The 24,628-nt window shown below is 42.6% G+C and carries 22 protein-coding genes and 3 pseudogenes; 10 read left to right on the top strand and 15 right to left on the bottom strand.

The window, feature by feature from the left end:
• Positions 1–12: 12 nt before the first annotated feature.
• Positions 13–975 (bottom strand): ABC transporter permease, encoded by a 963-nt coding sequence (locus QR40_RS13730; RefSeq protein WP_044295525.1) that lies wholly within the window; start codon positions 973–975, stop codon positions 13–15.
• 329 nt (positions 976–1,304) lie between these two features.
• Here QR40_RS13730 and QR40_RS13725 point away from each other — a divergent pair, with 329 nt between their 5' ends.
• A complete protein-coding gene (locus QR40_RS13725; protein ID WP_027296580.1) occupies positions 1,305–2,231 on the top strand; it encodes a helix-turn-helix domain-containing protein in 927 nt (308 codons plus the stop codon).
• Between the two features lie 11 nt (positions 2,232–2,242).
• Here the strand turns inward: QR40_RS13725 and QR40_RS29850 are convergent, their stop codons facing one another.
• Positions 2,243–8,032: a rhamnogalacturonan lyase family protein gene (locus QR40_RS29850; protein WP_052430849.1), complete on the bottom strand. Its 5,790-nt coding sequence runs from the start codon at positions 8,030–8,032 to the stop codon at positions 2,243–2,245.
• Between the two features lie 294 nt (positions 8,033–8,326).
• Here QR40_RS29850 and QR40_RS13715 point away from each other — a divergent pair, with 294 nt between their 5' ends.
• From QR40_RS13715 to QR40_RS13700, 4 genes are read left to right on the top strand one after another with little or no spacing between them, the layout of a single operon-like run.
• The gene (locus QR40_RS13715; protein WP_027296579.1) at positions 8,327–8,701 is read left to right on the top strand and encodes a GntR family transcriptional regulator; all 375 of its coding nucleotides are present in this window, start codon (positions 8,327–8,329) and stop codon (positions 8,699–8,701) included.
• A 16-nt stretch (positions 8,702–8,717) separates the two neighbouring features.
• Positions 8,718–9,581, top strand: coding sequence for an ABC transporter ATP-binding protein (locus QR40_RS13710; protein WP_027296578.1), 864 nt, complete (start codon positions 8,718–8,720; stop codon positions 9,579–9,581).
• On the top strand, positions 9,578–10,213 hold the full coding sequence (locus QR40_RS13705; RefSeq protein WP_027296577.1) for an ABC-2 transporter permease: 636 nt from the start codon (positions 9,578–9,580) through the stop codon (positions 10,211–10,213). Before QR40_RS13710 ends, QR40_RS13705 begins: the two co-directional genes overlap by 4 nt.
• Positions 10,214–10,250: 37 nt before the next feature.
• Positions 10,251–10,892, top strand: coding sequence for an ABC-2 transporter permease (locus tag QR40_RS13700; RefSeq protein ID WP_044295523.1), 642 nt, complete (start codon positions 10,251–10,253; stop codon positions 10,890–10,892).
• Between the two features lie 108 nt (positions 10,893–11,000).
• Here QR40_RS13700 and QR40_RS13695 read toward each other — a convergent pair whose 3' ends face one another.
• The 6 genes from QR40_RS13695 to QR40_RS13670 form a co-directional block, all read right to left on the bottom strand.
• Positions 11,001–12,080, bottom strand: coding sequence for a branched-chain amino acid aminotransferase (locus QR40_RS13695; RefSeq protein ID WP_044295521.1), 1,080 nt, complete (start codon positions 12,078–12,080; stop codon positions 11,001–11,003).
• A 215-nt stretch (positions 12,081–12,295) separates the two neighbouring features.
• Positions 12,296–12,790, bottom strand: coding sequence for a dihydrofolate reductase (locus tag QR40_RS13690; protein WP_027296574.1), 495 nt, complete (start codon positions 12,788–12,790; stop codon positions 12,296–12,298).
• 63 nt (positions 12,791–12,853) lie between these two features.
• Positions 12,854–13,702 carry a thymidylate synthase gene (thyA, locus tag QR40_RS13685; RefSeq protein ID WP_027296573.1) on the bottom strand — a complete coding sequence of 283 codons (849 nt, stop codon included), beginning with the start codon at positions 13,700–13,702 and terminating at the stop codon, positions 12,854–12,856.
• Between the two features lie 12 nt (positions 13,703–13,714).
• Positions 13,715–14,683: a Gfo/Idh/MocA family protein gene (locus QR40_RS13680; protein WP_027296572.1), complete on the bottom strand. Its 969-nt coding sequence runs from the start codon at positions 14,681–14,683 to the stop codon at positions 13,715–13,717.
• A gap of 61 nt (positions 14,684–14,744) precedes the next feature.
• The gene (locus tag QR40_RS13675; RefSeq protein WP_027296571.1) at positions 14,745–15,884 is read right to left on the bottom strand and encodes a DHHW family protein; all 1,140 of its coding nucleotides are present in this window, start codon (positions 15,882–15,884) and stop codon (positions 14,745–14,747) included.
• A 116-nt stretch (positions 15,885–16,000) separates the two neighbouring features.
• Positions 16,001–17,422 (bottom strand): MBOAT family O-acyltransferase, encoded by a 1,422-nt coding sequence (locus tag QR40_RS13670; protein WP_044295520.1) that lies wholly within the window; start codon positions 17,420–17,422, stop codon positions 16,001–16,003.
• Between the two features lie 145 nt (positions 17,423–17,567).
• On the opposite strand from QR40_RS13670, the gene QR40_RS13665 reads away from it, so the two are divergent.
• From QR40_RS13665 to QR40_RS33705, 3 genes and pseudogenes are all read left to right on the top strand, one after another.
• Positions 17,568–18,593 carry a GDSL-type esterase/lipase family protein gene (locus QR40_RS13665; RefSeq protein WP_044295518.1) on the top strand — a complete coding sequence of 342 codons (1,026 nt, stop codon included), beginning with the start codon at positions 17,568–17,570 and terminating at the stop codon, positions 18,591–18,593.
• 11 nt (positions 18,594–18,604) lie between these two features.
• The gene (locus tag QR40_RS13660; RefSeq protein WP_027296568.1) at positions 18,605–19,075 is read left to right on the top strand and encodes a DUF4358 domain-containing protein; all 471 of its coding nucleotides are present in this window, start codon (positions 18,605–18,607) and stop codon (positions 19,073–19,075) included.
• Between the two features lie 123 nt (positions 19,076–19,198).
• A pseudogene (locus QR40_RS33705) lies at positions 19,199–19,288 on the top strand (hypothetical protein); the annotation flags it as partial.
• Here the strand turns inward: QR40_RS33705 and QR40_RS33700 are convergent.
• Positions 19,274–19,345, bottom strand: a pseudogene (locus tag QR40_RS33700) (DUF6783 domain-containing protein); the annotation flags it as partial. The pseudogenes QR40_RS33705 and QR40_RS33700 overlap by 15 nt on opposite strands.
• A 15-nt stretch (positions 19,346–19,360) precedes the next feature.
• On the opposite strand from QR40_RS33700, the gene QR40_RS33695 reads away from it, so the two are divergent.
• Positions 19,361–19,417: a DUF6783 domain-containing protein gene (locus QR40_RS33695; protein WP_416389847.1), complete on the top strand. Its 57-nt coding sequence runs from the start codon at positions 19,361–19,363 to the stop codon at positions 19,415–19,417.
• Between the two features lie 50 nt (positions 19,418–19,467).
• Here QR40_RS33695 and QR40_RS33690 read toward each other — a convergent pair.
• Positions 19,468–19,530 (bottom strand): annotated as a pseudogene (locus tag QR40_RS33690) (hypothetical protein); the annotation flags it as partial.
• Between QR40_RS33690 and QR40_RS33685 the strand changes: the two are divergent.
• Positions 19,510–19,584, top strand: a complete 75-nt coding sequence (locus QR40_RS33685) for a DUF6783 domain-containing protein (RefSeq protein WP_416389846.1) — start codon at positions 19,510–19,512, stop codon at positions 19,582–19,584. The pseudogene QR40_RS33690 and the gene QR40_RS33685 overlap by 21 nt on opposite strands.
• A gap of 83 nt (positions 19,585–19,667) precedes the next feature.
• On the opposite strand, the gene QR40_RS13655 is transcribed toward QR40_RS33685, so the two are convergent.
• The 5 genes from QR40_RS13655 to QR40_RS13635 all read right to left on the bottom strand — a co-directional run bounded on the left by QR40_RS13655 (position 19,668) and on the right by QR40_RS13635 (position 24,627).
• A complete protein-coding gene (locus QR40_RS13655; protein ID WP_052430847.1) occupies positions 19,668–20,618 on the bottom strand; it encodes an Rpn family recombination-promoting nuclease/putative transposase in 951 nt (316 codons plus the stop codon).
• A gap of 469 nt (positions 20,619–21,087) precedes the next feature.
• A complete protein-coding gene (locus tag QR40_RS13650; protein ID WP_027296567.1) occupies positions 21,088–21,696 on the bottom strand; it encodes an ABC transporter ATP-binding protein in 609 nt (202 codons plus the stop codon).
• 2 nt (positions 21,697–21,698) lie between these two features.
• Positions 21,699–22,688, bottom strand: coding sequence for an oligopeptide/dipeptide ABC transporter ATP-binding protein (locus QR40_RS13645; RefSeq protein WP_044290457.1), 990 nt, complete (start codon positions 22,686–22,688; stop codon positions 21,699–21,701).
• Positions 22,689–22,828: 140 nt separating this feature from the next.
• Entirely contained in the window at positions 22,829–23,680 is an 852-nt protein-coding gene (locus tag QR40_RS13640) for an ABC transporter permease (protein ID WP_044295516.1), read from the bottom strand.
• Positions 23,680–24,627 (bottom strand): ABC transporter permease, encoded by a 948-nt coding sequence (locus QR40_RS13635; protein ID WP_156043089.1) that lies wholly within the window; start codon positions 24,625–24,627, stop codon positions 23,680–23,682. Before QR40_RS13635 ends, QR40_RS13640 begins: the two co-directional genes overlap by 1 nt.
• Position 24,628: the final 1 nt, after the last annotated feature.

Genomic DNA, 24,628 nt, shown 5'->3' with positions numbered 1-24,628 from the left:
AACTTTCCTCCTTTAAATTAATCCGTCTTCACCCAGCCGTTTTGCAATAAAATCTGCCCCGAGAACCAGCAGAAGTCCAATCACCGACTGGAATAAGCCAAGTGCCGTAGCTTCACTGAATTTATTATTCTCGATACCCCATCGGTAAACCAGTACCGGAATTGTAGTTGTGTATTCCGTTACTTTGGCATTGGACATTGCGAAAATACGTTCAAATGATCCTCCCATTACCTTACCCAGATTCATAATCAAAAGTGTTACGATAGTGCCCCGGATACAGGGCAGGGTAACGTGAAGGCATTGTTTAAACCGCCCCGCGCCATCTACTTTTGCTGCCTCATATAATTCCGGACTGACACTGGTAATCGATGCCAGGTAAATAATCGTTCCCCATCCCATGGACTGCCATACCCCGATCGCAATGTAAGTAATGAGCCACTGGGTGTCTTCCTGTAAGAAGGGAATTCTGTGAGCACCCACATTTTCTAAAATCGTATTAATGACACCGCTGTTCAGGCTGAATAACTGGTATCCCACCGCTCCAATGATAATCCAGGATAAAAAATGCGGCAGATATAATAAAGTCTGTGTTACTTTTTTGAAATATTTATTTCGGATTTCATTTAAAATCAAAGCAAGTATGATCGGCATTGGAAAGCCAAAAATCAAATCCAGAATATTCAGATACAGCGTATTAAACACTGCTTTTCCAAAATCCCTTTTCGCAAAAATCTTCTGAAAAACTTCCATTCCAACCCATTCACTGCCGGAAAATCCTTTGGCAACTTTGTAATCTTTAAATGCGATAAACAGCCCAAAATAGGAACCAAATTTAAAGATTAGTATGAAAAGCATTGGTAATAACATTAACAAATATAACTGCCAGTCTTTCTTAAAATAGTACAGCATTCCGTTTTTCCTGCCGGGCACCACAAGTGCCGTTTTCTGATTCTTCTGCTTTGCCAACACACTCATTTGACTCACTCTCCTATTCACAAATTTGTTCTTCTCTACATGGTTATAATTATACAAAAGAACAAAACCATCTTCTCAGCATACAAAAGCCAAATCTATGCATTTTCAACCATTTATTTAAAAATTATGTCTACTTTTGTCTAAACTTATTTAGAATAAATTTCTTTATCATTCTTTTTCCTATAACCAACTATAGATTTTCCATTTAAAATCTAACTTTTTTGTGCATTTATACATTTAAGAAGATTTTTCTTTTTAAATTATGGTTGAAATATTAACTGTTTATAATGTATAATAGTTTTAATTTATCAAGAATAGGAGTGTGCATAATGTCTAAGCAAGCAAAAACAATTATTGAATACCGCAATTATGAACTGCCGGAAAACTTTCCAATTCTGCTGCTGACGGGTGACCGCTGGCATATCTCAGACATCAAGTCAGGAAGGCTTCATTTCCATAATTGCCTGGAGATCGGGCTCTGCCACTCCGAAAGTGGATTTATGGAATTCGAAGATACGCCATTTTCTTTCCAGGCAGATGATGTTACCATTGTGGCATGCGATATTCCCCACACTACATACAGCTCCCCCGGAACTGCCAGCAGATGGTCCTATCTCTTTGTAGATGTGGAAGAATTCCTCCATCCCTTTTTTCCTATCGATGCCCTTCCCCATGCACAGATCTTAACTGACCTGATTCATAATTTCCGCAGAATCATGCACAAAGATGATTATCCCCATATTTTCTATCTCGTCAACAGCATGATTTCTGAAATGCAGGAGAAGAAAATGAATTACCAGGTCAGTGTCCGGGGATTATTTGTTGCTCTTATAACTGAATTAATGCGGCTGCGTTCGGATTCTGCTTCCAGTCAGGAATTTCAGGCACCGGAAAACATGCTGGTGATCGCCCCTGCACTGGACTACATTAAGACAAATTATATGAATTCCTTTTCCATTGACTATCTCGCAGACCTATGCCACCTAAGCCCTACACACTTTCGCCGGCTGTTTCATGCTATTATGGATACCAGCCCGCTTGAATTTATCAATACCACACGAATACTAAAAGCCAGTTCCATGCTGCGTACCACGGAATATTCGATACTGACCATTTCCGAGCGGGTAGGTTTCCACTCTATTTCCAGCTTTAACAGGCATTTTTCCGCACTTTTAGGTATTTCTCCGAAAGAATGGCGCAAGAAGATGTCTGTTCTTAAAAATCAGTCGGTTCTGGAATATACGGGATGGATGTAAGATCCTGCAGTCTATATCCTGGTAATAATCATGGCATCCAACCTTGATATTGATTTTGGAGCACAGTTAAAATTCAGCTGTCCATCCGTGACTTCTACTTCATAAGTCCCAACGGTATAGCTGTTTGCACCATTTTCCACCTTTACTGCCACAGTTCCTTCCAGGTCGCCTTTTACCGTACTTTTATATGCCGAACCTCCTACAATATCTACCTGATAGGTTCCATTTGGCACGTCAACACAAAAAGTATTCCCATCAGGCAATGCAAAATCCTGATAGACATCTGCCGGAATTTCCCCCGAATCACAGATATAGTCTTCTGAGCGCCCTGTAATTATATTTGCGCCATCAGCAAATCCAAACTTTTTCTCTTTCGAATAAGTAATCCCCAATTCATCATTGGTCTTGCTGCCTCCTTTGCCATTTACGGTGATTCCAATCCAGCCTTCTGCTGCCTTGTCATTTGAAATCCCAAAATCAAACCGGTAGAGCACTTCAGCAGCTTTTCTTTTTGTTTTCATTTCCCGCGGCTTTGACATATAAGAGGTTTTTCCATCCACGACTGCTGCTGTCTTATAAAAATACATTGTATCCGTTTCTAAATTTTTATCGGTATACGAATAAACTTCCTGATTCCGGTCTGCCGATACAGTGTCGATCAGCTTATATGTTTTGCCATCTTCTGATCTGTAAATTTCATAACCCGCAATTTCATGTCCACGGACACCATCACTTGCAGGCGTAAAGGTAAAGGTAAGGGAATCAGATGCTGTCTTATCTTCCTGTGCCGTTAACTGAGCTGTGATCAGGCCTTCCGATAAGAGATAGCTTAAATTAGCCGGCTGGTTGTATGCCACATTCTGCCATGCTACCCCCTGTCTGTATGCCCTGTTTTCCAGGAGGCACGGGACTACATAATCTGTTTGAATTGTGGATGCATAGATGCGGATCCTGTTCTGGTCGCTGCTGCAGCGGGAAATTATTTCTTCCCTCCAGTCGCCTAAGATATCCGCGGTCAAACCGGTATTTCCTTTGGTTCCGTTGTTTGACAAAATTTGCGTTGAATCAAATAGCGTAACTTCCTGATTGTTTTCGTAGTCCCATTTTGTCAGGTTTACGGCAATCGGTTTGTAAGCACCACTGTCAAACCTGTGGTCCTGAATTTCGCTTAACAGATCTCCATCCCAGAAAATGCTTGCATTGGATGCAGGAGACTTCTCAGCCAGTGTAATTAAATTTTCCAAAGTTGACATTGTAGAATATACACCACCATCCCTGGAATCCCAGGAAGGCTCTTCCTCTGCTGACGAATTGGGAGATGCAATAGACCAGAATTCCGCCCCGGATGCGGTTGGATCAATATCAGCAGCTACACCTCTTCCGGTATCCCGTCCAACATGATATCCCATTAAGATTTTGCCGGTCTCAGCATCATGTATTTCTACATGATAAGAAGCATCATCATGTTCATGGACCGCCATAACTTCCAGCCCCTCATTCCAGTTCACCCAGTCGGATACATGCATGGCATCGCCATGTCCCTGGCCGGTTGAATACTTTACGGTTCCATTGTGATCTATGACCAGCGCACCGTAAATAATCTCATCTTTTCCGTCGTTATCGATATCATTCACACTTAAGCCATGATTTCCCTGAGCTTCATACTGGCTTCCTGCTTCATTGGTGTCAAACTTCCAAAAGGTCTTGATTTTATCCCCAACACCGTCGCCATCCGTATCTGCCAGATTATATGCCGTAAGACAGGTTCTCGTATAATAACCCCGACAGAACACTGCACTTGGTGTAGTTCCATTTAAATATGCCACTGCCGACAGGAACCGGTCTACACGGTTGCCATATCCGTCCCCCCAGGCATTTACATTTCCTCTGCCTGGTTCATAGTCAACAGTATCGATCAGAGATGCATCATCGCAGTTAAACATGGAAAAATATTCAGGTCCCTCCAGAATATATCCCGTTCCGTTCCGATAATCATGAACCTTGCTTATTTGATCCGTTGGAAGGGAAGCTGCATTGCAGGCACCTACATATGCCTTTTCCACAAGTCCGGCATCCGTACCGTCTGTGCTCTGATAAGAAGTCGTTCCATCTGCTGTCTTAACTGCAATCTCTGCTTTTCCATCCCCGTCAAAATCCCACACCTGGAACTGGGTATAATGAGCACCGGAACGGATATTGACACCCATATCAATCCTCCACAGCAGAGACACTTCCCCGGTTGCAAAATTCACATCATATCCATCCAGGAATGTGGTTCCCGTATATCCTTTTGCAGAATTATCCTGGGCATTGGAAGGATACCATTTTACAACTAATTCCAGCTGTCCATCCCCGTCCAGATCCCCTACGGACATATCATTTGCCGAATAAGTACAGGCAGTTCCATCCGGCATTGTCTGATCTGCCGGGCTGTAAAGCTTTAATTCCAGATATTTATCCTGCCACACAGCAGTGTCCAATACCTTTAATCCAAGCTCCTCATCGGAAGATCCTTCTACCCGGTAGATGTCAGAAGCGGTACCTCCCTCATCCACCAGATTGGTAACGGAGAGATTTTCTGCAATTTTCGTTTCATTTCTGTAAATATTAAACGTAGTTCCTTTCGGGTCTTTTTCAAATGACCGCCAGCTTAAATAGACACCGCTGGTATATTCCTTTCCTGCTGCATCAGAAGCAGTTACAACGGTTTCCCCTCCGTCAGCTCCCGCCAGATTTATGGCAATTGCACCTCGGTCCGTCAATGTTTCCGCAGGCGAAGCAATTAATTCCCCCGTCACTTCTGTCTTGCAGACCTTTGAAAATTCCCCCGCTCCCCCGGCATTTACTGCCTTTATTTTATAATAATACGGTATATTCGCGGTCAAATCGTCTCCCGTATCTGTAAAACCGGGAACCTGGGTTTCTCCAACTTTTATAAACTCTTTAAACCCTTTTTCATCCTCAGACTTATCAGAACGGTAAACCATATATTTAAAAGCGGTATCCGTACTGTCCCAGGAGAGTTTTATCTCTCCATTTTTAGCACTGTCACATTTTATATTTGCGGGAGGTGCCGGTTTTTTAACCCCAGGATCCAGCATATCTATTTCAATGGTATTGCTTGGTGCTGATTCTGTTCCATCCGTTCCCAGTGCAGTAATATAGTACTGGTAAGTTTCTCCCAGCGAGGCCTTCATGGACCGGCAGGACAATTCATCCGCCTGATACTCCTCTGCCGTAAAAGATTTCACCATGGTAAAATTTTCATCTGCCTGTCCCTTCTGGTAAATCCGGTACGCCGCAGCTTCTCCCACTCCGGTAAAACCTATCAGAAAAGAAGCAGAATTTCCTTCAATGCTCATCTCAGAATAATTTAAACCGGATGGCGCTAATAAAACCGGGGTAATTTCAAGCCCATTAATATAGGGATTTGATCCTCCTACGGTAAGGTTGAGCTGCCCATCCATAACACGCACAGAAGCTGCGATGCTCGCCAGTGCCTGTTTGGTGGAAATACCTCCCGCTGCTTTTCCCTCAGCCGTATAAGACGCCTTAATCGTTGAAGTTCCGGGAAGCAGATCGCCTGCATATACTTTAATCTCATAATCACCATTTGGAAGATCTACGGCAAATTCTCCTTCTCCCAGATTGAAATCATCTGCCATAGCCGAAGAATCGGCATTTCCGTTACCTGCGCGGTTACGGCCATTATTGGGTGCTTTAATCCATCCATAACCCGCTTCTTTTGTATACCCCTGGTTCTGGTTTACGCCGGTCCATCCCTCCATGGTAGGTGAATTATTATAATTAAAATCATATTTATACTGGGCGGATTTTGTTGTGACCGTCAAGTTTTCCGACATTTCACCCAGACCTTTATCATTATAACCGCATACGGCATATACATAATTCCTGCCGCCCTCGCATCCATTATCCGTATATCTGGTGCCTGCAGTAACGGAATACTTTTCCGCATTTGTAAAGTCAATCGTATCCGCGGCTGCCCCCTCTGTCAGTTCCTCCCTGAAAATATAGTACATTTCAGCCCCCTGGGATGCATCCCATTGCATCGAAACACTGGAAGCCCCTATGGTAATTGGCATTAACCCCGTAACAGCCTGGGGAACACTGGCTGACTCCTTCAGATTAATTAAAGACTGCAGGCGGCTGATCGTCGGATCTTCCGGCTGGGATATTTCTGAAATCTCTTTTGCTACACACTGAGCGAACTTATAAGCTCCATAATACTGCAAATGGGTACTGTCTGTTGCTCCCCCTGCATAGGCGCCGGTATATTCTCCCGGTTCCACCCAAAGGAACAGAGATTTTGCCCCTTCAATGCCAAAGCTTTCACACAACGCAATGGATGCTGCACTTAAGTCTGCTAACGGTATATTTTCCTGTGCTGCAATGCTCCTCATGACATCCCCATATGCTTTAAAATTTTCATTAAAAGTACCGTCTGCATTGTAACTGTACCTTGCTGCCGGAGTTACCAGAATACAAGACGCTCCTCTTTGGCTGGCTCCATCAATATAATATTGAATCCACTTACCAAAATCCTCCGGAGATACATAGCGGTTTGGTCTGGAGGATGTTGCATCATTGTGCCCCCACTGTACCAGCAGATAATCTCCGGGCTTTACATCCTCTAAAAGGTCGTCCAGCTTCCCTTCTTCAATAAAGGATCTGGAACTCCTTCCACCAATTGCCCTGTTCTCTATGATCACCTGATCTGTTTCATAGCTTCTGGACTGACTGTAATTACAGTCATCGCAAGGACCCTCGCCTATATAATTTCCGAAGAAATTGTGCAGTGCCTCTCCCCATCCTGTCTGTGGATCATAGTAATCCTCATAAGTCTGCACCGTAGAATCCGATGCCAGGAATATGGTGGGCTTATCTCCTGCCGCTTTTTCTGCAGATGCCTCAATCTTCATACTTTCCACATAGACAGCCTGCTCTGCTGCCTCTTCTGCAGAAACGGCTTTGCTGTCAGCTAAGAATTTCAGATTCAGCACACCATCAATGAGACAGGTATGAAATGTTACGGTTTTTCTGCTGCCTGCCGGCACTGCTACATCCGAAGCTTTCGTAATATCCTCAGCTTCCAGACTGGCGGAATAATCCATATCCGTAGGATTTACCAGTTCCACCGTAACATCATAATCCTTAGCTTCCAGTTTTACATCCAATGTAGAAGTATTTTCATATGTATAAACACCATATCCGGTATTCTCCGTCTCTGTCCACACCTGGCTTGCAATCCGCAGATACGATTGCTCATCTGTAACGTAAGCAGCACTCCCGGTGGTTATAGATGCATTTCTTGGATAATACACATTTCCCTGCCAGCCTGCCGCTTCTTCCGGATATGTAAGGTCTGAAAATCCAAAGCCAGTCTCTTCCGAATAAAGATTTTTACTGGTTACTCCATTGACTGGCTTTGTACCAAACAGAAACGTCCCGGTATTCCCATCTTCCGCTGTACGTATGCCTTGCGTTTCCTGTTCCGGTTCCGGTATGGATGCAGGTATTTCACTCAGTTTCTCCTTTGACTCTCCTTTTTCTTCATTCGTTTCTACCGCGGAACGTTCCCCGACCATCTCTGTCTCCGGCATTTTTTCAAGATTTACTTCTGTCTGTTCCATAATCAATTGTTCTTCTGACGCAGCGGTCCCACCACTATTTTCCGCTGCAAAAGCCACTGCCGTCTGCATATTCGTTACTACCATAGATGCAGCCAGACAGAATGCTGCTGCCGAGGATACCCGGCGCCTTTTTTTACGACTTTCTTTCATCTCTCTTTACCTCCTTTTTGTGCAACTTGATTCTTTTTTAGATCTTGTTTCTGATTTATTATAATATTTTAGCATTTTCTATATATTATTTCTGGTTATCTTTTGTTGGATTCTTTGCATTTTTAACCATTTTGATTCTGTATTTGAGCATATTTGTTTATACAAAAGGATACCCGCCATTTCAGCATAAAAACATGATGCAATCTCATGCAAACCCTCTTGACAAAACCGTGTTATAAGTATATAGTGTGTATTACAAGTATACACACCGTATGCAGAAAGTGATTAGTCCAAATGAAAATATTAATCTCCAACACTACAGACAAACCTCTGTACCAGCAAATTGAAGAACAAATCAAAGACGCCATTTTCAAAGGCGAATTAAAAGAGGGGGATGCCCTGCCCTCTATCCGGGGCTTTGCCAACGACTTAAAGGTAAGCGTCCTTACCATACGCCGTGTTTACGATGAATTGGAAGCCGAAGGCTTTGTTACCAGCCAGGTTGGGATCGGAACATTTATCTCTGCCGGTAATCTGGAACTGCTGCGGGACTCCAAGCGGCGTCTGGTAGAACAGAAAATGCAGGATATGATCATGTCGGCAAAAACCCTGGAAATTTCCAAACAGGAACTGATGGATATGATGGATATCCTATATGACGAAGAGTAAGCAGGAGGATTTATACATGGAAAATGTATTAGAAGTAACCGGATTAAATAAGAATTATAAGAACTTTGCATTAGAAGATGTAACTTTCACACTTCCCTGCGACTGCATTACAGGATTTATCGGAATCAACGGCTCCGGCAAAACAACTACCATCCGATCAATCTTAGGCCTTGCCAATAAAGATGCAGGACACATCAAGGTATTTGGGCTTGATATGGCTGAACACAGCCGGGAAATCAAAAACCGATTAGGCATAGTCCTGGACAGCGGATGTTTCTACGAAGATCTCACCATGTCAGAGATGAAAAGCATCCTGGCACCCGCCTACTCAAAGTGGAACGAAAAGACATACCGGGATTATATGGACCGTTTTTCCCTGAATCCGAAGCAGAAAATAGCGACTCTTTCCAAAGGCATGCATATGAAGTTTGCTCTTACGCTGGCACTTTCCCATGAAGCGGAGCTTCTGATCATGGATGAACCAACCAGTGGACTCGACCCTCTGATCCGCAGTCAGTTTATGAATATTTTAACAGACTTTATGAAGGAAGGCGGAAAGAGTGTATTTTTTTCTACCCATATCACTTCCGACCTGGACCGGATCGCAGATATGCTGATTTTGATTGATGAGGGGCGCATTCTATTTGAAGAAGAGAAAGATATGCTTTTAGAGCAATACCGACTGGTAAAAGGCGATGGCACGCATCTGTCTCCATCGGTAAAAGAGCTGTTTTTGAATTTGGAAGAAACGCGTTTTGGTTTCACCGGAATTACAAAACAAATAGCAGAAATACGCCGGAGCATACCGGATATTCTGGTGGAAAAACCGGGAATAGAGGACATTATGCTGGGATGCATAAAAGGAGGAAAATCAAAATGATTCTGAATCTGCTAAAAAAGGATTGTATAATTATTAAAACCAATCTGCTGCTGATGATGGGTTTTACCATCTTTTTTTCAGTCTTTCTGGTATTACGGACACCCGGACTGGCAGGCGCTCCCCTGTTTATCACGCTGAGTATCTTCTTTCCTATGCTCACAACCAGCTTTGTTTCACAGGCAGACTATAAAGCATATAAAGTGATTCCCCTGCTTTGTGCCTCTCCTTACAGCAGAACCGCTATGGTAGTTGCCCGCTATGTATTTTTATACATGATGTTTTTTTACTGCTGTATTGTTTATATCACCGTCATGTCCATTCTGCAAATGGAGCAGATTCATTTCATGTCGGTATTGACATCCTTTTTGATTTTATCCATCCTTTATGGTATCTGTGAGCCGTTGGAGTATAAGATAGGATTCGAGAAAGTACAATATCTATTCATAATGCTTATTATGGTGATTCCTTTTGGAATTGCTTTTATCATAAAACTCGATCTGCTGTCCAACATTCAAATCACAAAAATGCCGCCAAATTCTGTACTCTATATCCTGATGGCAGCCGCCATTATCATAGTCAATGCCGTATCCATAGTGATTTCTTCCCATATCTTCTCCCGCCGGGAACTATGATAACTATGAAGAGATATATGGAAAAGGAGGACCTGAAATGATATTACACCTGATTAAAAAAGATTATTATATGATCCGATTATATTTTATTGTGAGCCTGGCAATTGCTGCTCTTATCCAGGTGCTCATCCACACTGTGTTTCCTGACCTGCCCGGAACAATTGTATTGCTATACATCGTGATTATGGTTTATCTGCTCGTATGCCAGAATCTCTCCCTTAAGGAGTTCAAATTTGAAAAGGCAGAGTCCCTTTTGTGTTCCGCTCCCTATATGAGATGTGATCTGGTTGTCGCCCGTTACCTTTTCCTGATGCTGCCTTTAATATGCTGTATCATCCTGTACCAGTCCATAGCCCTGATACTTCCGGGAACTGCACCGGTCAGTTTGTTTCATTGCTTTCTGGTAACGGCAATTGCACTGGTACCACTATCCATTTACATTCCCGTCCAATATAAGTTTGGATATGCGAAGACAAAGTTTATTCTCACCGGCATGATACTCGTCATCGCACTGATTCCCAAGGAAATTGCCGGGCTGATCCAGTCTTTCAACCCGGAAAAACTGTCCGCTATGCCGGTTTTTCCAAAATATCTTCTGGTTACTGTATTGATATCAGCCGCAATGGGTATATCCATATTTTTTTCTCTCCAAATCTATAATTCCAGGGAACTGGAATAAAGGTAACACAAAAAGCGTACTGACACAGAAACCCGGCAGTGAAGCCGCTGTCTCCTTTGTCTGTACGCTTAATTATTGTAATGTCTACTTTGAAATTAATTTTTACACTTACCTGGCATTCCCAACTTCCATTGTCCAGCCATGTGTATCTTCTATTTTTCCTAACTGGATTCCGGTTACGGTATCATACAGCCTCTGGCTGATCGCACCAATTCCACCATCTCCAATCTGGAATACGTCATTCACATAACGCAGATGACCTACCGGAGAAATAACCGCTGCGGTTCCGGTTCCCCATACTTCTTCCAATGCACCTGTCCTGGCTGCTTCTTCCAGTTCATCCACACTAATTCTTCTTTCTTCAACCGGTAGTCCCCACTCTTTGCACAGTTCTATACAGGTATTTCTGGTTACACCCGGAAGAATACTGCCGTTTAATACCGGTGTCACAACCGTTCCGTTTATCTTAAAGAAGATATTCATTGCGCCCACTTCTTCAATATATTTTCTTTCAATTCCATCCAGCCAGAGTACCTGGGAATATCCCTCTTCATGTGCCTTTACCTGTGCCGCCATGGAAGCTACGTAATTGCCGCCTGCTTTGGCTTCACCGATACCGCCCCGAACCGCTCTTACATACTCATCTTCAATCCAGATCTTAACCGGATTCAGTCCTTCCGGATAATAAGCACCTACCGGTGATAAAATGATGATGAATTTGTATGTATTAGATGGACGTACTCCCAGGAAAGGATCTGTTGCGATTACAAATGGCCTTACATAAAGGGATGTACCTTCTTTTGTAGGAATCCACGCCTGGTCTATTTCGACAAGTGTTTTGACACCGTTAATAAAGTCCTCCACCGGAATTTCCGGAATCATCAGTCTTTTGTTGGAGTTAACGGCTCTTTCTGCATTTTTGTCCGGGCGGAATAACAGGATTCTTCCATCTTCTGTTTTATAAGCTTTTAAGCCCTCAAACATCTCCTGTCCATAATGAAATACCATAGCGGATGGATCCAATGTAATAGGCTGATAAGGCATAATCGCAGGATCATGCCATCCCTTTTCCGTACTATATTCCATTACATACATATGATCTGTAAAAATGGTACCAAATACCAACGGATTTTCCGGTCCTGGAATTGGTTTCGGATTCATAGTTTTTTCAATTTTGATATCTAACATTTTTCTCATCCTTCCCTGAAAGCTTTTATCATATTTTTACCCCTGCAGTATACAGGTTCCTCCAGCGATACTGCATTAATAAGTAGTTTGAAAGAAACTTTCAAACTTTTTTCTTCCCATTATTCTACTTTTCTTACAGATTGTCAAGACAAAGCCGGAAATTTCTTAATTTAATGCATGAAATTATGAAAGTGACATTATTTCAATGAATCTGTTTAGTTTTTCTTTCGTTCATACCTGATAAAGGTGTACTCCAGGTCAAAATATGTCTGTTCCTCACTTTCACCTGTCACCTCCCACTCTTCCATTTTATCTAAATCCGGAAAACGGGAATCTGCTACATATTCATGGTCAATCTTCGTTACATGGCCTAAACTGCAGTAAGGAAGCATCTGATGATAAATGCTGTCTCCGCCGATGACGTAGATATCGTCACTGTCGTATTTTTTCAATTCTTCCTGAAGTTCCTCCATACTGTGTACAATTACTGCATCCTTAACTTTATAATCCTTATTGCCGGTTAGTACTATATTTGTTCTGTTTTTTAACGGGAGACCGTTTGGAAAACTCTCCAGTGTCTTTCTTCCCATAACAACTACTTTTCCTGAAGTCGTTTCACGGAAAAATTTCATATCCGCCGGAATGCTCACCAAAAGCTTATTCTCATTTCCAATGCCCCAGTTTTTATCTACTGCTACTATAAAATTCATTTTAAACCTCCTGTGCCCGGTACCGCAGCACCCGCTTTTATCTGAGTGCCGCTGTACTGAGAATTAAATTGCAATGGGAATATTCTTAATCTGCGGTCCGGTTACATAGTCTTCCACATGAAGATCATCTACCGTAAATGCATAGAAATCCTTTACGTCCGGATTCAGCCATACTTTCGGAGCTTCAAAAGTTTCCCGCTGTATCAGCTCTTTAATGATTGGAATATGCCTGTCATAAATATGGGCATCTGCAATTACGTGGACAAACTCTCCTGCATTCATATCACATACCTGCGCCAGCATGTGAACCAGCAGTGCATACTGGCATACATTCCAGTTGTTTGCAGCAAGTACATCCTGAGAGCGCTGGTTTAAAATCGCATTCAGGGTCAGCCTGTCTTCATTTTTTTCTTTTGTCACATTAAAAGTCATGCTGTAAGCACAAGGATAGAGGTTCATCTCATGCAGGTCTGCATGTACATAGATATTAGTCATTATCCTGCGGCTGTAGGGATTATTTTTCAGATCATAAATGACACGGTCCACCTGATCCATCATACCTTCCCTGTATTGGTGTTTAACGCTCATCTGATAGCCGTAAGCTTTCCCGATAGATCCATCTTCATCCGCCCAGCTATCCCAGATATGGCTGTTCAGGTTCTGAATATTATTGGACTTTTTCTGCCAGATCCAAAGCAGTTCATCAAATGCACTTTTCAGTCCAGTTCTTCTCAGGGTAAGTGCCGGAAATTCCTTTCTCAGATCATAGCGGTTCACAACGCCAAATCTTTTGATGGTATATGCAGATGTCCCATCCTCCCAGTGAGGGCGGACTTTTTCCCCTTCTGTGCTGACTCCGTTCTCAATAATATCCTGACACATATCTATAAAAATTTTATCTGCGTAACTCATATTCTAACCTCCTTATTCGTTTGGATATTTCACGCCCCACTGTGCACGCAGGCTATCCATTAATTCCATAATACGTATGGTTTCCTTATGCGGCATCTGCGGGCATTCCAGCTCACCTTTCCCCATGGCATCCATACATGCTTCCACTTCATATTCGTATCCGGTAATCTGCTTTGGGGTTTCGTATTCAGCAATCAGTTTGTGACTGGTGTCGAATACGCGGATTCCCTCACAGTTATTAATATTCTGTACTTCAATATACCCCTTATCACCGTAAATCATACCCCGTCTGTCGGTGGCAACCATCATATTGCTGTGAAGCTGGGCCATTTTTCCATCTTCATAGATCAGTGTAATACTGTTAACCGCATCTACTTTTGATTCTGTTAACACTGCAGTAGAGGACACTTCTTTGATTTTATCCCCAAATACCATTGAAGCAAAATTAATCGGATAGACACCCAGATCCAACAGCGCTCCTCCTGCAAGTGCAGGCTCCTGCATTCTGGGCAGATGCCCTACCACATATCCCAGATTTGCCGTAAGTGATGTTATTTCCCCGATTACCTTACTTTCAATGACCTCATCCAGCGTTTTGCGCATTGGCATATAACGTGTCCAGATCGCCTCCGTTAAAAGCAGATTTTTGCTCTTTGCCATCTCACATAATTCCACTGCCTGTTTTGCATTTACCGTGAATGCTTTTTCACACAATACATGTTTTCCATGCTCCAGGCAGAGCTTTACATGTTCGTAATGGTGGGAATGCGGTGTTGCCACATATACCAGTTCCAGCTCCGGATCCGAAAGCATTTCTTCATATGACCCGAATGCTTTTGTAAAATGATACTGTCCGGCAAATGCTTCTGCTCTCGCATAATCTCTTGCTCCCACGGCGTAAGCTTCTACTTTGTCCATCCCAGCTATTGTTCTGGCCATGGCACCACCAATATTTCCTGCTCCTAAAATCCCCATTTTCATAGTCATTACCTCCTGTTTTTATTTTTCTTGTCCCGTCAGGCTCCTTGCCCGCGGGAATGAGTCAATTGCCTAATTTTATTACACTTGGATCTTCCGCAAATCCGGAAGCATTGTATAAGAATAAGATATCCGTGTAATTTCTTGCATTCATATAGTCCTTAAGGCTTTCATTAAAATACCTCAGGTCTATCATATCCACCTCTGAAAAATCATGAAAAGCAAACGGTACAAAACAATGTGCATATGAATCCTTAATCACCAGCAGCTTCCTGCTGCTTCCCGACTCCGTATTGGCTTCAATAACCGGCTGGTTCCCCCCGAAGAATACAGCATACTTATCCTTTTTTTCCAGAAAGGAACGGTCATACAGATCTCTGCGTATTTCCTGGGAATGATTATAATTCAACACATAGGGAACTTCTTTTTTCGGTATAAATGCCTCTATGGAATCACTCTGTACCCTGCAATTCACCTTAGATTCTATGGTACCCAGAAAATCATTTGAAAGAGTTTCGATACGGTAATCATCCTTAGTCAGAGGCGTAATCCCAATTTCCTTTGCCCATGCCTCATACATGTAAAATGCCGCCAGCGTTTTCCAGTGATGGTCCGTGCGGTAATAGATTTCCTCGTCCTTATGTTCCCTTAATACACTTTCACAGTCAAAGTAGGTATCCCCGGGCAATGCCGCCTTTACTTTTTTAAGATACCCTTTTTCCTCTGCCGGACTAGCAAAAGGCGGAAGCTTTTCTCTCAGGATATCCACGGCATTAGGTACAATCATTGCTTTCACATGACCCGAACCATATTTTTGTTCTGCTGTTTCCATAAATCCTTTTAAAGCCTGGATATTCCTGAGAGCAGTATCCGTAGTGAAACTTCCCGTGTGCTTTTCAATTAGATACCCGTCTTTTGCAAAATAAATATCATTGATTTCCTGTTTAAACGTACCGCGTTCCACCTGCGTCTTTAAACCAATCCAGGCATCCCGCAGCACAAACTGGTCTGTGAGATATTTTTCATAGTCTTTTGTATAGCTTCCATTAAAAATGCGTTCCGGAGATATGTCCGGCTTCTGTGCCAGTTCCCTGTTCTCTTTTTCAGAAAATCCGGTGTCTGACTTCAGAAGTGTCGCAATTGTGAATCCGAATATTAGAATTAAGAATAATATAATGATTATCCAATTTTGTTTTTTGCTCATATTTATACCTATTGCAGGCAGACCTGCAATACTGCCGCAATAAAACAGGTTGAAAGAATCGCATCGTGGCTTCCTTTCTACATCATAATTTTCTTTCAACCTCACTTCTGCCATATCTAAAACCTGAAATATAAGAATGGGTTATAGGTTGCATCCACCAGATATGCCACGGATATGATAAATATCCCCACATAAAACACGCTCTTCAGCAACACGCATACCCACTGCGTGTTTTTCAGGCATGCAAGCCATTTCTCCGCTGTCAGTTTGGGTAACATCGTAGCTCCCAGAATCAGAAGCACCAGCAAAACCCCGTTATTATATAGCAGATAAATGCTTTCCTGGTTGAACAATGCCTGTCCGTGACCGCCAAACAAAGCTCCTATGTAGGAAAAACCTTTTGCCAGATCATCAAACGCAAAGATTACCCAGCCAATCATTACAAAGAACATGGAATATAAAATTCGTATCACTCCAGGCAGCTTTTCTAAAAATCTTCCTAACACGAATTTCTCAAGCAGCAGCAGCAAACCGTAATATACGCCCCACATCACAAAGTTCCAGCTGGCTCCATGCCAGATTCCGGTGAGCAGCCATACAACCAGGATATTGCGCACCTGCTTTAAAGCACCCTTGCGGTTGCCGCCAAGGGGAATATAGACGTATTCCCGAAACCAGGAGCTAAGGGAAATATGCCATCTTCTCCAGAATTCCGTAATACTCTTAGATACATACGGATAGTTAAAGTTCTCCAGAAAATGAAACCCAAACATTTTGCCAAGGCCGATTGCCATATCCGAATAGCCGGAAAAATCATAATAGATCTGGAAAGTATATGCCAGAATTCCAAGCCAGGCTGTTGCAACCGGAATGTCCCCTGCCGGCATCGCTGAAATCGTATCCCAAAGCTTTCCTATATTATTAGCTAACAAAACCTTCTTTCCCACACCAATCATGAAGCGGTGTATTCCAACCACAAAATCATCACTGTTCTCTCTGCGGTCCCGCATCTGCTTTGCAATTGTTTTATACTGCACAATCGGACCGGCAATCAGCTGAGGAAACATAGAAACATAAGTACCATAGTTGATCCAGTTTTTCTGTACCCTGGTAACTCCGCGATATACATCAATAGTATAAGACATAGTCTGGAATGTAAAAAATGAAATCCCAATGGGAAGGGGGATTCCCAGAAGCGGTATGCCGGTTCCAAAAACTCCGTTTACAGAATTTATGATAAAATCTGCATATTTAAAAAATCCTAAAATTCCCAGATTGGCAAAAACTGATATTAACAGAAATTGCTTTGCCTTTTTCAGATTGCCTCTTTCCCTGTATTTACCTATCAGCTGGCCGAAGGTAAAATCCATGGTAATGGAAAAAAGCATTAAGAACACGTATTTAGGCTCACCCCAGGCATAAAAAAAGAGACTGAATAAAAATAATATGGTATTTCGTATCTTCCTGGGCGCTATATAATACAGAATAAGCACCGCCGGCAAGAAACGAAACATGAATAATATACTGCTGAAAACCATCTGCTACTCCTTAATTACCTTATTTTCAAATATTATGGACTTATTAACATTTTTTAATTTTCTAAAAAGGTATTTACAATTATCGCATTTATTATATAATAGAGTAGGGCAAAAGACAAACAATTTTTTAATAAGGTGGTTATATATGGGAGAACAGAAGAAAAGACCGGGGATGCGGCGTAAAAAACCGAATAACGGTCTTGTTATTAATGTACTGACGCTAATCGTGATCGTACTTGTCGTCTTTGAGGGCAAGAGTCTGATTAGCCTTTTTTCGAAAGACAGTCTGGCACAGCGTATTAAGACTGAAGTAGATGAAGTATTAGCCCAGGAAGAACTGGCGCAAAACAAGGGAGCATCAGAAGCACAATCTGAATCGCAGAAAAAAACGCCGGTTACTGAAAAAGCACCTGCACAGACCGAAACACAGGCGCAGACAGACAGCACGGTACCTGCAGCATATCGTGATGTTGTGGTTCCCAAAGCGGCAACGCCTGCAGATGATTCTTATTTCGCTGATGCTGTATTTATCGGCGATTCCCGTATGGAAGGATTTAAAAACCAATCCGGCATTACCAAGGGTTCCTTTCTGACCGCTGTAGGCATGGAATTGGAAGATATTTATGACACGCCTTATATTGCTACTGCCTCCGGTAATATTACCGTATTTGACGCGCTGAAGAAGGCTCCTTACAAGAAGGTCTATATGATGATCGGTACAAACGAACTGGGTACCTATGATTTCAACACCTTCAAAGAAACCTATACCAAGGTTCTTGGAGACATCCAGACGATTCAGCCGGATGCAATTATCTATGTCTATTCCGTTGTATACGTAGAAGAAGACCTGACCGAATTTGACTATGTAAATAATAAGAATGTTGACGCGGCAAATGAGAAAATCCTGGAAATCTGTAAGGAAAAAGGATACCATTACCTCAATTTAAACGAGGTGCTGTCCGATGGCAACGGTTCCCTGATAAAGGGTGCTACTTCTGATGGAGTACATATGTATGAAGAATATCTGAAAATGTGGCTTGACTATACAAAATCCCATTATATCAGTGATACAGGCAGCTCCGGTACAACCGGGAACAGCCCGTCCACAGAAGGTACAGAAACAACACCTGCAACAGAAGCAACAGAAGCACAAGATCTAAATCAAGTTTAAAGGAGAATACTATGAAATACTTACGTTTAGTTTTAATTACAATTTTTATGATGCTCACACTCACAGCCTGCTCAGGAGGCAAAGATAAAAATATTGATGTAGATATTAACAAACTGGCAGAAGAAATCCAGAGCCAGGCAATCACCTCTGGCGAGCTTAAACAGGCAACTACAGATATCTTTGCTTCCACCTATTTTGTGGACATGGATAAAATCGAAGAAAGCACTGCCTATTTAAGCGCTGCCACCACAGCATGTGAAGTTGCCATTGTAAAATGTAAAGACAGTGCTTATGTTTCTGAGGTAGAAACCCTGTTTAAAAACCGTGCAACAAACCAGTCCAAACTGTTTGCTACTTACAATACCACGGAAGCCGCAAAACTGGATTCCGCAATTGTAAAATCTGCCGGTAACTATGTTGTTTTATGTGTAGTAGATGATACAAAAAAAGCAGAATCTGTATTGTCTGAGTATGGATTCTAGAGCCTCCCGGCGTAAATACGTCGATATATAGTGCCTGATATCTGCGTCAGGTGTGCGTCTGTGAATCGACAGCGTAGCGGGCTACGACTAAATTCACAGACGTGCAGCTGGCGCGGATAGCGGGTGCTATATAGTGGTGTATTTACGCCGGGATGCACTAGAGCGTGTTTTAAAATTGCTTTCTGGCAGCTGTGCGTCACAGTTTGTGGGAGATTTGTCCCGGATGAAGGGCGCGTAGCGGGCTACGTAACCTGAATTCGGGGCAAATATGCCGCAAAGTGGGGCGTGCAGATGGCAGGAATGAATTTTCAAACACGCTCTAGAGCTCCATACAGACAGTAACGATAGTGACAACGCAGCAGTTGGCAAAATAGGCAGTGCTGTTACTATTGTTATTGTCCGAATGGAGTACGAGTACTGGAGCGTATTTTAAAATTTCTTTCTGGCAGCTGTGCGTCACACTTTGTGGGAGATTTGTCCCGGATGAAGGCGCGCAGCGGGCTACGTAACCTGAATTGAGGTAAATATGCCGCAGAGTGGGGCGTGCAGATGCAGGGAATGAATTTTCAAACACACCCTAAAATAAGGATAGCTACTTATATTTCTCATAGAATTTTTCAGCCAAATTATAATCCAGATTAAATCGTTTCTGCAGTTTTTCAACAATTCGTTCCTGACTAATTCCCTCTTCAAGATTATCCTGAATAAAAACTTCTATACCTGTTTCGCGCCCTTTTTCCATACCGCGTTCTATCCCTTTTTCTATCCCTTTTTCTATCCCCTCTTCCATACCTTCCTTTTTTGCCATATATATGAGATGGTTATAGTCCCTGATCGCTTTTTCTCTTGATTCATATTCAATTCTCTTCCTGTCGTCTGCACTGATGTTCTTTAATATTTGATACGCTTCGTTTATATATTCGTTTTTCTCTGCCATTGCTTTGAAATCCTCCTCACGTTTTCCGTTCAAGAATTTCGCCCATTGTAACAGTTCATTTTCCGGTTCGGATCTATCTCCTAATTTGGGTAATTCCAGTACGTGGAATTCCAGTTTTTCTGAATACAGACTCCCTCGCTTATCTTCTCGCAGATGAAAGCAAGAATACCACTCATCTGAATCCTTTAAAAATTTAAAGTCCAATATACTGATATGGATACATTTCACCAAAACATCATAATTATCTCCACTTATGATCTGGTCCGTGTACATTTTGCAAGTATAAAACAGGGTACGTTCTTCCCAGCATCGGAAAGGCAGCACCTGCATTTCCAGGTCAATCTGGGTCCCGTCATGCATTAATACCCTTACGTCCAGAATTCCAAGCTTCTCCTCCTCGCTTTCCTTACGTAAGTTTGTATTCAACAATACCGTTTCCTGTATCTCTTTTGGATTGAGGTTTAAAAATGCCGCTATTAAACCTTTCCTTGCTTTCTCACTACACATCAATTCCTTAAAACAAAAGTCAACGGTAGGATACATAATAAATGGTTCCATTTTTTTATTTTCTGTCTGATTATTACTTATTTTGGGCGAATTTATCATAGTAAGTCTCCTTTTACTTAAGGCATATATCCTTTGCAGCGCAAGAAGACTTAAGTATATTATAACGACTTACAGCACGCATGGCAACGCCTTATATTAAATTTAGTGTAGTTTGGAAATGACCTGGCAGAACAGCCAGTAATTAGATATTTTCAATATAAATATATTATCACACTTCATTTTTATTTGCAACATATTTATTTCACAAGTTACATTTTAGTATTTTTTTAAAAGATTTCTAAAAAGGGTTTTTAACAAATCTCTGCAGATTACCTAAAATATACTATACTAATTTTCAAAAAGCACAGCATTCACAATTTCAGGTCGTGATATGCTGCGCTTTTATTGGAAAGCCGCTGAGTTTATTAAAATGAGGTTTATCTGATTATGGGACGCTTTGTATCCGGACGTAGTGTTCACTATGCTGAGAAAGCCAGCTTTAAGCGTTTCTTAATCAGCTAACCAAATTTTAAACAGACTCCAGCACAACCTGCCTTGTACAGACTGCATCCAGCAAAGCCTCACTATGGCTTACTGCAATGAGTCCTATTTTTCTTCGCCTTGTTTCTTCTAACAGAAAGTTCCAAATCTGGCTTTGGGTGATTAGATCCAGCATCGTACTGATCTCGTCTGCCAGCAGAAAACGGGTGCTCTTACCAAGAGCCCTGGCGATACAGAAGCGCTGAAGCTCTCCTCCGGATAATTCCGCCGGAAACCGGTTCATCCAATCTTCTTCTATCCCCAACCCCCGGATGATTGCAGCATCTACCTGGTCACCTTCTTTTATCACTTCACCCATCCTCAGCCTTGGATTAACTGCCTGCTCTGGGTGCTGCCATATCATCTGTACAGGGCAGCATCCGCGCATATCAAAAAGAGGCTTATCGTCCAGATAAACTGCACCCGTATCGGGCTTCATGTATCCTGCCAATATTTTGCAGAGCGTTGTTTTTCCAAATCCGCTTGGTGCAACCAGGCCTACCACTTCCTCTTCATGCACCTCCAGATTAAAATCCCGGAAGATCTCCCGACCGTTTTTATCATATCGGAAAGAGATATTTTCTGCCTTGAGTACCAAATTTATGCCCCCTCTCCCACTGCTTTTTCATATTTATCTTCTGTCTTTTTATATTGGATCCGTTCTTTTCTTACGCAGCGAACATACCCGTTCCCGGATTTCTGGTAGGGAATTTCGCCCTTGCACTTTTCACTGAAATATTCACATCGCGGACCGAATGGACAGCCTTTTGGCATATCCTTCACGTAAGGCTGAACTCCTTTTATAAACTGAAATCCATTTGCCGGAATGGCACGCCAGAGTGCTTTTGAATATGGATGCCGTAAAGTGTCTTCCCCGCGAAAGTCTGATGCCGGTGCATCTTCAATTGTAGTACCTGCATAAAAAACAACGATACGGTCGGCAACTTCCAATGCAAGCTCCAGATCATGGGTGATGAGCAATACTCCTGCTCCCTGATCAGCCAGTTCCCGAAAATGCTCCATTGCCCGTTTTGCTACAGACAAGTGCAGCCCGGGTGTGGGTTCATCTGCTATTACAAGCTTTGGAGTCCCCATCAGGGCAGTGGAAATCAGCGTCCGCCTTGTCATCCCACCCGATAATTCAAATGGATACAGACTGTCTATGGCAGGATCCAGAGAATAACGTTTAAATATATCTGCCGTTTTCTTTTTTAACACTTTGTCTTTCTTTCCTTTTCTAATCTGAGGTCCAATCTTCATAAGGGGATCCAGATAGGAAGTACTCTGGGGTACCAGAACAATTTCATCCCCCCTGAGCTTTTTCGTTCTCTCGGGGGTTAACGCTTCCCCCTGATACAGCATCTGGCCTTCCATATGGGCATTGTATGGTAGAATGCCCAATACGCCATGGGCAAGCAGACTTTTACCGGATCCGCTGGATCCTACCACTGCTACCATCTCCCCTTCCCGTATCCGTACATTCAAATCCTTTATTACCGGAAGGTCTATCTGATGAAACCCTCTGTCATATTGTGTAAATGAAATAGAGAGGTTTCTAATCTCCAATATTGTTTTCTTCGTTTCTTCCATGGTTTCCACCCCTTTTATTACAGACAGACCTGTAATACTGCCGCAGGTAAAGCAGGTTGAAAGAAGCACAGTGCGGCTTCCTTTCATCATAAAAATTTCTCTCAACCATTTACTTTGTGCATCCACAGCATTTATTTCTGCTATTCCTGTGCACTTGCCGGATCTATTATTTTTCTAAGGCTCTCTCCCGCCACATCAAACAGTACTACTGTTAAGACCAGCATAACTCCGGGAAACAGAGCAAGCCACCATTTTCCCGTAACCAGATACTTCATACTTTCTGATAAAATAATTCCGATTGCCGGCTGTTCGTTTGACAGTCCAAATCCAAGAAAGGTAATGCTGGATTCATGCAGTATTGCATGTGGAAATAAAAGAATTAATCCTACCAGAAACTGTGGTACCAGGTGCGGCAGCATATGTTTCACTGCGATTTTAAATTTACTGTGTCCCAGTTTTTCAGCTATTTTAATATACTGGCTTTCTTTTAGCTGCATAACCTCCGCACGTATTACCCGGGCTAGGGAAGTCCAGTGGGTCAGGGCCACCCCTACAATTACGCCGGTTAATCCTTTCCCCAGGGCAACGCAGATCAGGATAAGAAGCAGCATATGTGGAATTCCCATGATTAAGTCAATAAACCAGGTGATTACCGCATCTACTTTTCTTCCAAGGGTGGCCGCCGCTATGCCAAGTACCAATGCCACAAAAGCACTTACCGAAGCCGCACAGACACCAATCAGGATACTCATAGACAACCCCTTTATTGTACGGACAAACATATCCCTGCCAAGCCAGTCTGTGCCAAACAGATACTGAAATCCGGGCATCATATTTTTTCTGGAAAAGTCTGTTTCCTGCGCAGCCTCCCCGCAGAAAATTCCTCCCACAGCCACTGCCACCAGAAAAGTTACCGCTGCCACAAAAATAATCAGCGTCATCTTTCTCTGGTTGATTCTCCTCTTACTTCCATAAGTCATTACAGTCTCCATTATTTTCGACCCCCTTTCCTAATTCTGGGGTCAATCACCGTGTATAGTACATTTGCAATAAAGTTTCCTCCAAACACAAAGAGAGCACTAATCACGGCAATCCCCATCAGAAGGGGAACATCACTTCCAAGTCCCGCCGTAACGGCCGCCTGTCCAAGTCCCGGATAGGAAAATACCTGTTCTACCAGAACAGAACCTCCGAAAATTTCACTGATGGCTGCAAACTGAAGCGTAATTGCCGGCAGTATAACATTGCGGAATCCGTGATATCTGAAGATACTGAAATTGCTTTCTCCTCTGGCTCTTGCAAATAACACATAATCACTTTCACAAACATCGATCATTTTTTCCCTGGTATGCAGGGCTATATTGGAAATACCGGTAATACTTAAAGTAACTGCCGGCAAAATTGCATGCTGTATTCTGTCCAGGAAGGTAACCCCGCTTGCTTCTACTCCAATGGGAACACTTAATCCAATGGGCAGTACTTTCAGCCAGACGCCGAATATCATCAGCAATACCAATGCCAGCCAAAAAGCAGGTGTACTGGCGACAATCAGTGAATATCCTTTGATTATTTTATCCACTGCCTTTCCTCTGTTCATTCCTGCCACAACCCCTAAAAAGAAACCAAGAACACCTGAAATAACCCATGCCATAATCATTAGAAATAAAGAATTTCCCAGCTTCACCCCAATAACATCCGCTACGCTCTGCCGGTATAAAAGAGAGGTTCCCATATCACCTCTGACAAAATCTTTTGCCCAGGAAAGGTACCGTTCTACCGGAGGCTGGCCTACACCCCAGTACTCCTGTAGTTTTGCAATCTGTTCCTGGCTCATGCTTCCAAGTGCCGCCTGCCCTACATTTGCCTGGAGAGGATCAATAGGCGAGGCGCTGATTAACGCAAATGCAACGATGCTTACCGCAACCAGAAGCAAGATCATC

Origin of the sequence: Robinsoniella peoriensis (genome assembly GCF_000797495.1) — a bacterium.
In the GTDB taxonomy this organism is placed as follows: domain Bacteria; phylum Bacillota; class Clostridia; order Lachnospirales; family Lachnospiraceae; genus Robinsoniella; species Robinsoniella peoriensis.
This window is presented reverse-complemented; position numbering and strand designations above follow the sequence as displayed.

Excerpts from the sequence above, each read along its gene's own strand:
- QR40_RS13730 (WP_044295525.1), bottom strand. The coding sequence starts at position 975 with ATGAGTGTGTTGGCAAAGCAGAAGAATCAGAAAACGGCACTTGTGGTG.
- QR40_RS13725 (WP_027296580.1), top strand. The coding sequence starts at position 1,305 with ATGTCTAAGCAAGCAAAAACAATTATTGAATACCGCAATTATGAACTG.
- QR40_RS29850 (WP_052430849.1), bottom strand. The coding sequence starts at position 8,032 with ATGAAAGAAAGTCGTAAAAAAAGGCGCCGGGTATCCTCGGCAGCAGCA.
- QR40_RS13715 (WP_027296579.1), top strand. The coding sequence starts at position 8,327 with ATGAAAATATTAATCTCCAACACTACAGACAAACCTCTGTACCAGCAA.
- QR40_RS13710 (WP_027296578.1), top strand. The coding sequence starts at position 8,718 with ATGGAAAATGTATTAGAAGTAACCGGATTAAATAAGAATTATAAGAAC.
- QR40_RS13705 (WP_027296577.1), top strand. The coding sequence starts at position 9,578 with ATGATTCTGAATCTGCTAAAAAAGGATTGTATAATTATTAAAACCAAT.
- QR40_RS13700 (WP_044295523.1), top strand. The coding sequence starts at position 10,251 with ATGATATTACACCTGATTAAAAAAGATTATTATATGATCCGATTATAT.
- QR40_RS13695 (WP_044295521.1), bottom strand. The coding sequence starts at position 12,080 with ATGTTAGATATCAAAATTGAAAAAACTATGAATCCGAAACCAATTCCA.
- QR40_RS13690 (WP_027296574.1), bottom strand. The coding sequence starts at position 12,790 with ATGAATTTTATAGTAGCAGTAGATAAAAACTGGGGCATTGGAAATGAG.
- thyA (WP_027296573.1), bottom strand. The coding sequence starts at position 13,702 with ATGAGTTACGCAGATAAAATTTTTATAGATATGTGTCAGGATATTATT.
- QR40_RS13680 (WP_027296572.1), bottom strand. The coding sequence starts at position 14,683 with ATGAAAATGGGGATTTTAGGAGCAGGAAATATTGGTGGTGCCATGGCC.
- QR40_RS13675 (WP_027296571.1), bottom strand. The coding sequence starts at position 15,884 with ATGAGCAAAAAACAAAATTGGATAATCATTATATTATTCTTAATTCTA.
- QR40_RS13670 (WP_044295520.1), bottom strand. The coding sequence starts at position 17,422 with ATGGTTTTCAGCAGTATATTATTCATGTTTCGTTTCTTGCCGGCGGTG.
- QR40_RS13665 (WP_044295518.1), top strand. The coding sequence starts at position 17,568 with ATGGGAGAACAGAAGAAAAGACCGGGGATGCGGCGTAAAAAACCGAAT.
- QR40_RS13660 (WP_027296568.1), top strand. The coding sequence starts at position 18,605 with ATGAAATACTTACGTTTAGTTTTAATTACAATTTTTATGATGCTCACA.
- QR40_RS13655 (WP_052430847.1), bottom strand. The coding sequence starts at position 20,618 with ATGATAAATTCGCCCAAAATAAGTAATAATCAGACAGAAAATAAAAAA.
- QR40_RS13645 (WP_044290457.1), bottom strand. The coding sequence starts at position 22,688 with ATGGAAGAAACGAAGAAAACAATATTGGAGATTAGAAACCTCTCTATT.
- QR40_RS13640 (WP_044295516.1), bottom strand. The coding sequence starts at position 23,680 with ATGGAGACTGTAATGACTTATGGAAGTAAGAGGAGAATCAACCAGAGA.
- QR40_RS13635 (WP_156043089.1), bottom strand. The coding sequence starts at position 24,627 with ATGATCTTGCTTCTGGTTGCGGTAAGCATCGTTGCATTTGCGTTAATC.